Source organism: Streptomyces sp. NPDC001056 (assembly GCF_053598955.1).
On the sequence record NZ_JBSFLI010000008.1, the window covers coordinates 261,145 to 267,938 of the forward strand.

6 protein-coding genes are annotated in these 6,794 nt (G+C 73.7%); 5 read left to right on the forward strand and 1 reads right to left on the reverse strand.

The window, feature by feature from the left end; translation table 11 throughout:
• The first annotated feature begins 402 nt into the window (after nt 1-402).
• Nucleotides 403-1,575 carry an acyl-CoA dehydrogenase family protein gene (locus tag ACWDD7_RS13175; RefSeq protein WP_450457384.1) on the forward strand — a complete coding sequence of 391 codons (1,173 nt, stop codon included), beginning with the start codon at nt 403-405 and terminating at the stop codon, nt 1,573-1,575.
• 305 nt (nt 1,576-1,880) lie between these two features.
• On the opposite strand, the gene ACWDD7_RS13180 is transcribed toward ACWDD7_RS13175, so the two are convergent.
• The gene (locus ACWDD7_RS13180; RefSeq protein ID WP_450457385.1) at nt 1,881-2,315 is read right to left on the reverse strand and encodes a hypothetical protein; all 435 of its coding nucleotides are present in this window, start codon (nt 2,313-2,315) and stop codon (nt 1,881-1,883) included.
• Between the two features lie 215 nt (nt 2,316-2,530).
• Here ACWDD7_RS13180 and ACWDD7_RS13185 point away from each other — a divergent pair, with 215 nt between their 5' ends.
• From ACWDD7_RS13185 to fxsA, 4 genes are all read left to right on the forward strand, one after another.
• Nucleotides 2,531-2,971, forward strand: a complete 441-nt coding sequence (locus tag ACWDD7_RS13185) for an Lrp/AsnC family transcriptional regulator (protein ID WP_450457386.1) — start codon at nt 2,531-2,533, stop codon at nt 2,969-2,971.
• Nucleotides 2,972-3,092: 121 nt separating this feature from the next.
• On the forward strand, nt 3,093-4,682 hold the full coding sequence (locus ACWDD7_RS13190; RefSeq protein WP_450457387.1) for an amidohydrolase: 1,590 nt from the start codon (nt 3,093-3,095) through the stop codon (nt 4,680-4,682).
• Nucleotides 4,683-5,289: 607 nt separating this feature from the next.
• The gene (locus tag ACWDD7_RS13195; RefSeq protein WP_450457388.1) at nt 5,290-6,087 is read left to right on the forward strand and encodes a polyprenol monophosphomannose synthase; all 798 of its coding nucleotides are present in this window, start codon (nt 5,290-5,292) and stop codon (nt 6,085-6,087) included.
• A 50-nt stretch (nt 6,088-6,137) separates the two neighbouring features.
• Nucleotides 6,138-6,698, forward strand: coding sequence for an FxsA family membrane protein (fxsA, locus tag ACWDD7_RS13200; RefSeq protein ID WP_450457389.1), 561 nt, complete (start codon nt 6,138-6,140; stop codon nt 6,696-6,698).
• Nucleotides 6,699-6,794: the final 96 nt, after the last annotated feature.

The following is a 6,794-nucleotide window of genomic DNA, read 5'->3' on the forward strand; positions in this document are numbered from 1 at the left end:
TTCGGACCCTCTCGTGTCCCGCCCGCCGGGCCCCTCGGACCCCGTTCCCGGCACACGGCCCCGGTCGGCCCGTCGACCCCGCCGCGAGCCCCCCGGGATGCCGGTCTCCGCCGGCCCGGGGTTCCGGTCGCGGACGCTCCGGTACGCCGGCCGCGGAGGCCTCGAAGCACCGGCTCGGAGCGTCCGCGCCCAGCCGCCGCGGGCGCTCGGCTGGAATGTTCGAGTGAGCGGTCGTTAACTGGTGACGGGAGTCCGATGTTCGGGCATACTCAGCGCAGCCGCTGGTCAGCGGGCTTCCGTGATCCGGAGGTGCGCGCCGTGGCCGTAACGGAACGACCAGGCGGAGCCGCCCTGACCCGCGGGCCGTGCCGCCGGTTCCCGACCAGGGAGGAGACCGACGCCATGCCCGACCGCGACCCGCAGCCGGTGGAGCGTCAACTGCCGACGGACGAGGCGAGGGACCTGCTCGCGCTCGTCCGGGAGATAGCCCGGCGTGAGATCGCCCCGAAGGCCGCCGAGGAGGAGGACGCGGGACGCTTCCCGCGCGACGTCTTCACCCTGCTCTCGGAATCGGGCCTGCTCGGATTGCCGTACGACGCCGAGTACGGCGGCGGTGACCAGCCGTACGAGGTCTACCTCCAGGTCCTGGAGGAACTCGCCGCCGCCCGCCTCACCGTCGGCCTCGGCCTCAGCGTGCACACCCTCGCCTCCTACGCCCTCGCCACCTACGGCACCAAGCAGCAGCAGGTCGAGCACCTCCCCGCCATGCTCGGCGGCGGGCTCCTCGGTGCCTACTGCCTCTCCGAACCCTCCTCCGGCTCCGACGCCGCCTCCCTGCGGACCAAGGCCGTGCGCGAGGGCGACGGGTGGGTCATCACAGGCAGCAAGGCGTGGATCACGCATGGCGGTGTCGCCGACTTCTACACCGTCATGGCCCGCACCGGCGAGGACGGCCCCCGCGGCATCACCGCGTTCCTCGTGCCCGGCGACGCCCCCGGCCTCAGCGCGGCCGCGCCCGAGAAGAAGATGGGCATGAAGGGCTCGCCCACCGCCCAGGTCCACTTCGACGGCGTCCGCGTCGGCGACGACCGCCGCCTCGGCGAGGAGGGCCAGGGCTTCACCATCGCCCTGTCCGCCCTCGACTCGGGCCGCCTCGGCATCGCCGCCTGCGCCATCGGCGTCGCCCAGGCCGCGCTGGACGAGGCCGTCGCCTACGCCACCGAGCGACGGCAGTTCGGCCACCCCATCGCCGACTTCCAGGGCCTGCGCTTCATGATCGCCGACATGGCCACCCAGATCGAGGCGGGCCGCGCCCTCTACCTCGCCGCGGCCCGGCTGCGCGACGCCGGCAAGCCGTTCGCCAAGCAGGCCGCCATGGCCAAGCTCCACTGCACCGACACCGCCATGAAGGTCACCACGGACGCCGTGCAGATCCTCGGCGGATACGGCTACACCGCCGACTTCCCGGTCGAGCGCTACATGCGCGAGGCCAAGGTGCTCCAGATCGTGGAGGGCACCAACCAGATCCAGCGGATGGTCATCGCCCGTCACGTGGCGGGACCCGAAGCCCGCTGAACTGCCCCGTCCGCACCGTCGGCGCCGCCAGCCGCACCCACTCCGGGTCCTGGCGGCCCGGCAGCGTGCGCCCCCGGTCGGCCCAGGCGCGCATCAGATCACGGTAGATGGGCGGGTCCTGCGGCGCGGCGGGCACAGCCGCCACCGCGGGGCGTGGGACGAAGATGCGGCGCCGACGCCCGGTGGCCGAGTGCAGGGGTGTCATACCGGGAGAACGCCGCACCCGGTACCCAGGTCACCGCCCGCCGGAATCGAGCGTCAGTCCAGGGACGTCCGGCGCCGGACCGGGCCCGGACGCGCGGGGCTCAGGCGGCCCGGCGGCGCATCTCCGGCACCCGCATCGGGCGCGAGCCCGGACCGCCGACGTGCGAGAAGGGCTGCGTCCGCCAGTTCAGACCCTGGGGGAGCGTCAGCAGCAGGGCGGTGTCCTGCTCCTGCGGCGCGCCGGACTCGTCCGCCGGGCGGGCGTCGGCCGCCGAACGGCCCGTGCCCGCGCACACCGTGAGCCCGAACGGGTTCCACGGCGAGGCGCACAGCGCGTGCTCCGGCAGGGTCTCCTCGTCCGCCAGCAGCGCGATCGGCTGCGCGCAGTCCGGGCAGATCACCCGGTACATCTCCAAGGTGTCGTAGGCGTCCAACTCCTCGTCGAAGAAGTCGGGTTCGACGCCCTCCGGCTCGGGCTCGACCACCGGCTGCTGCCGCTTGGACGCGGATCGACCAGGGCGCTTGACACTCTGCATGGGATTCTCCCCCTAAGGCTGGGCCGTGAAAGGCGCAGCGGCCTCGACCACAGCAAGCACTTCCCGTCCGTCCTCGGCGGTAATCACGAGGACATCACGAAGCCTGTTCGAACCGTGTGGTGTTCGTCACATGCCGCGCGCAGATGACCGTGCGGGCGTCCACCGGGGCCCGTCGGGTGTCCGAGGGGATCGAACGCCCTGTAGGTTTTGGCGCCATGGAGGAGCTGGACCGTCAGATCGTGCAGCTGCTCGTCAAGGACGGGCGGATGAGCTACACAGACCTGGGCAAGGCCACGGGCCTGTCCACGTCGGCCGTGCACCAGCGGGTGCGCCGGCTCGAACAGCGTGGCGTCATCCGCGGCTACACCGCGGTGGTCGACCCGGAGGCGGTCGGGCTGCCCCTCACCGCGTTCATCTCGGTGAAGCCGTTCGACCCCAGCGCCCCCGACGACATCGCCGACCGCCTCGCCGGCGTCCCGGAGATCGAGGCCTGCCACAGCGTCGCCGGCGACGAGAACTACATCCTCAAGGTCCGCGTGGCGACCCCGCACGAACTGGAGGAACTGCTGGCGCGCCTGCGGAGCCTCGCGGGCGTCTCGACGCGCACGACGGTCGTCCTGTCGACGCCGTACGAGGCCCGCCCGCCGCGCGTCTGACACGGGAGGCGGCGCAGCCGCGGCGGTCGTACGGCGGCCACCGCGGCCCCCGCCGTGCCGGGGCGCCGCCCGAACCCGCCCCAGGTGCGCCGGCCCCCGCCGAGCGAGGGAGACTGTCGCCATGAGCGACCGCACCCTCCTCCTCCGCCACGGCGACGTCCACAGCCCCGCCGACCCCTTCGCCACCGCGATGGTCGTGGAGTCCGGCCATATCGCCTGGGTCGGCTCCGAGGGCGCCGCGGACGCCTTCGCCGACGGGGTGGACGAGGTGATCGACCTCGACGGTGCCCTGGTCACCCCGGCCTTCACCGACGCCCATGTGCACACCACCGCCACCGGCCTCGCCCTGACCGGTCTCGACCTGAGCGCCGCCCCCTCCCTGGAGGCCGCGCTCGCGCTGGTCCGGGAGTTCGCCGCCGCACGCCCCGCCGACCGCGTGCTGTTGGGCCACGGCTGGGACGCCGCCCGCTGGCCCGGCGGCCGGCCGCCGACGCGCGCGGAGCTGGACGCGGCCACCGGCGGCCGCCCCCTGTACCTCTCCCGCATCGACGTGCACTCGGCCGTCGTCACCACCGCCCTGCTGGACATGGTCGGCGGCGACCTCCCCCGCACCGACGCGCCGCTCACCCGCGACGCCCACCACGCCGTACGCCAGGCCGCCTTCGCCGCGATCACCCCCGCCCAGCGGGAGGAGGCCCAGCGCACCGCGCTGGCGCACGCCGCCTCCCTCGGCATCGGCTCCGTGCACGAGTGCGGCGGGCCGCAGATCTCCTCCGAGGACGACTTCACCGGCCTGCTGACGCTCGCCGCCGGGCTGTCCGGGCCCCGCGTCCTCGGCTACTGGGCCGAGCAGGACGTCGACAAGGCCCGAGAACTGGGCGCGATCGGTGCCGCGGGCGACCTGTTCGCCGACGGCGCCCTCGGCTCGCACACCGCGTGCCTGCACGAGCCGTATGCCGACGCCGAACACACCGGCACCGCCTACCTGGACGCCGACGCCGTCGCCGCCCACGTGATCGCCTGCACCGAGGCGGGCCTCCAGGCCGGCTTCCACGCGATCGGCGACGCCGCCGTCACCTCCGTGGTCGAGGGCGTGCGCGCCGCCGCCGAGAAGGTCGGCCTCGCCCGGATCCGGGCCGCCAGGCACCGCGTCGAGCACGCAGAAATGCTCACCCCCGAGACCGTGGCCGGCTTCGCCGAACTGGGCCTGATCGCCTCGGTGCAGCCCGCCTTCGACGCGCTGTGGGGCGGCGAGGACGGCATGTACGCCCGCCGGCTCGGCGCCGAGCGCGCCCGCACGCTCAACCCGTACGCGGCCCTGCTGCGCTCCGGCGTCCCGCTGGCCTTCGGCTCCGACAGCCCCGTCACCCCGCTCGACCCCTGGGGCACGGTCCGCGCCGCCGCGTTCCACCACACGCCCGAGCACCGCGTCTCCGTACGCGCCGCCTTCACCGCGCACACCCGGGGCGGCTGGCGGGCCATCGGCCGCGACGACGCGGGTGTCCTGGTGCCGGGCGCGCCCGCCGACTTCGCCGTCTGGCGCACCGGCGAGCTGGTCGTGCAGGCCCCTGACGACCGGGTGGCCCGCTGGTCGACCGACCCGCGCTCCGGCACCCCCGGGCTGCCCGACCTGACCCCGGGCGGTGAACTGCCGCGCTGCCTGCGCACCGTGGTGGGTGGACGGACGGTCTTCGTACGGCCGGGCGAGTGATCTCCGGGGGCGGCGCGGCGGCCGCCCCGCGCCCGCGCCGCCTCGCGCGACCTGCGCATCCTCTGCGCCGTTCCCGGACGCCTCGCCGTAAGCGCAGGTCAGGAGGCTGTTGACAGTCGGGCGCGGAGGGCCGGTAGGTTCGTCCGAGTCCACCACCGGACGCCCGACCGGGAAGCGTTCGCGCATCTCCTCGCCGCGCCGCTGGGTCAGGGACGGCGCCCCGCACCGGGGCACCGCCACTGGCAGCCAGGCTCAGCGCGCGCGCCGGCGGGGGAGCGTTCCAGCCGGTCGGCCAGGTGTGACCCGGGTGGGGCCCGGCCTCAGTAGACAACGGCTTTCGGTCGATCCGCAGCCAGCGGGTCCCAGGTCGGCCCGAAGGGCGCCGGGCCCCCATCCGCAGGACGGGGGAGGCAACCCATCCGTGTTCGGGACCATCCGAACAGTCGGAAGAGGGAAAGAACGTGGCGCAAACAGGCCGGGAACATCCCTAAAAGCACGTTCTTACCCCACTCTTGTGCAATCGACACCACCATACGTACGAGCTGTCACGTCTACCCAGGCGGCGGCCACTATGGTGGACGCCTGCGTACGACCAGAAGGGGCAGCAGTGAACGACGGCGACGGGACCCTCGCGGCCAAGGCCCAGGAGAGGCAGTTCGGGCCGCTCGGCACGGCCTTGGTGATCATCCCGACCTACAACGAGGCGGAGAACATCAAGGCCATCGTCGGCCGGGTGCGCAAGGCCGTCCCCGAGGCGCACGTGCTGATCGCGGACGACAACAGCCCGGACGGCACCGGCAAGCTCGCCGACGAGCTGGCCGCCGAGGACGAGCACGTCCAGGTGATGCACCGCAAGGGCAAGGAGGGACTGGGCGCCGCCTACCTCGCGGGCTTCCGCTGGGGCCTGGAACGCGGCTACGGCGTGCTGGTCGAGATGGACGCCGACGGCTCCCACCAGCCCGAGGAGCTGCCCCGCCTGCTCACCGCCCTCAAGAGCGCCGACCTGGTGCTCGGCTCCCGCTGGGTGCCCGGCGGCCGAGTGGTCAACTGGCCCAAGTCCCGCGAGTTCATCTCCCGCGGCGGCAGCCTCTACTCCCGGCTCGCCCTCGATCTGCCGCTGCGCGACATCACCGGCGGCTACCGTGCCTTCCGCGCCGAGACCCTCAAGGGCCTGGGCCTGGACGAGGTCGCCTCGCAGGGCTACTGCTTCCAGGTCGACCTCGCCCGCCGCGCGGTCAAGGCCGGCTACCAGGTGATCGAGGTCCCGATCACCTTCGTGGAGCGCGAGCTGGGCGACTCCAAGATGAGCAAGGACATCCTGGTCGAGGCGCTGTGGCGGGTCACCGCCTGGGGCGCGGGGGACCGCGTCGCCAAGCTGACCGGCAAGGACAGGCCCACCCCGTGACCGCCCGGCCCCTTATCCGGCGCTGAGCCGGAGCCAGGCACACTGGGGGTATGACGACAGGCGCTCCGACCTCCCCGAACACCGCCCGGCCCCGGCGCTCCCGGTTGCGCAGGTATCTGCCGCTGGGCCTCGCCGTGTGGCTGGTGCTGGAGATCTGGCTGCTGACCCTGGTCGCGGACGCGGCGGGCGGCATGGCGGTGTTCCTGCTGCTCGTGGCGGGCGTGGTGGCCGGCTCCGTGGTGATCAAACGGGCGGGCCGGCGGGCGTTCCGGAACCTCGACGAGGCCGTACGGCGAGGCGGCTCGCCCCAGCGCGGCGGGGGTAACGGACTGGCGATGCTCGGCGGCCTGCTGCTGGTCATCCCCGGCATGATCTCCGACGTCCTGGGCCTGCTCCTGCTGCTGCCCCCGGTCCAGAAGGCCGTGGGCCGCCTCGCCGAGAACACCTTCGAGAAGACGCTGCGCGGCGCCGGCCCCGGCAGCCTCGGCGACGCCTTCCAGCAGGCCCGCATCCACCGCCCCGACGGCAAGGTGGTGCAGGGCGAGGTCATCCGCGAGGAGCGCTCCGACCGCGGCGGATCGGATGACAGGCGGCCGCCGCTGACCCGCTAGCTGTTCTGTCCGGGGAGGTTGTGGACGGGTGAGCCAGGTCTCGGCTGAGGGATCTTGAACAGGTGAGGGCCTTCCGGTTCGGTGTGGATTGCGACG